This is a genomic window from Neisseria sp. P0021.S006 (genome assembly GCF_051956895.1).
Genome location: NZ_JBQCWZ010000597.1, coordinates 1 through 819 on the forward strand (window position 1 = coordinate 1; position 819 = coordinate 819).

At 51.0% G+C, this 819-nt stretch carries 2 protein-coding genes; both read right to left on the minus strand.

Going from position 1 to position 819, the window contains the following annotated elements:
* On the minus strand, positions 1 to 266 hold a 266-nt coding region (locus ACTHUM_RS15930), incomplete at its 3' end, for a group II truncated hemoglobin (RefSeq protein ID WP_440403411.1).
* Positions 267 to 381: 115 nt separating this feature from the next.
* On the minus strand, positions 382 to 819 hold a 438-nt coding region (gene mraY, locus ACTHUM_RS15935), incomplete at its 5' end, for a phospho-N-acetylmuramoyl-pentapeptide-transferase (RefSeq protein WP_440403412.1).

Below are 819 nucleotides of genomic sequence, written 5' to 3' on the forward strand. Positions count from 1 at the left end.
CAGGCGATCCATTCGTTGCGGACTTGTACGTTGACGGCAAAAGGCATATTGCGGGCGCGCAGTTGGGGATTGCCGTATTTTTCGACAAAAAGTTGCGGGCCGCCGAGCCAGCCGCTAAAAAATTCGTAGAGCTTTTCGCGTATCAGGGTCATGTCTTCGCCGTGCATTTGGCGCAAGGCTTGGTATTGCGGCTCAAGTTCCATCAAGTCGTAGAAACGGTCGGTCAGGGTGCGGATGCCGGTTGCACCGCCAAAAGATTGGTACATGCTTGGGGACTTTCTGTGTGGATTATTGCGGGATTTATTTTGAGACGTAGGATTCAGGCAAGCATGCTTACCTTACATAATGGCCGTCTGAAATTTTCAGACGGCCTTTGGAGATTTAGCGGATTTTGAGGGTACTCAAACCAATCAGCACCAAGACGATGGTAATAATCCAGAAACGGACGACGACTTGGGTTTCTTTCCAGCCTTTTTGTTCGTAGTGGTGATGGATGGGTGCCATCAGGAAGATGCGTTTTTTGGTTCGTTTGTACCAACCGACTTGCAACATAACGGAAATGGCTTCAACAACAAACAGGCCACCCATGATGACGAGGACAAATTCTTGGCGGATGATGACGGCAACGGTACCGAGCGCCGCGCCAAGCGCGAGTGCGCCGACATCGCCCATAAAGACTTGCGCCGGATAGGCGTTAAACCACAAAAAGCCAAGACATGCGCCACACATAGCGGTACAGAAAATCACCACTTCGTTTGCGCCGGCAACGTAAGGCAATTGCAGGTATTGGGCAAATTGGGAGTGACCGCTGGCATAAGC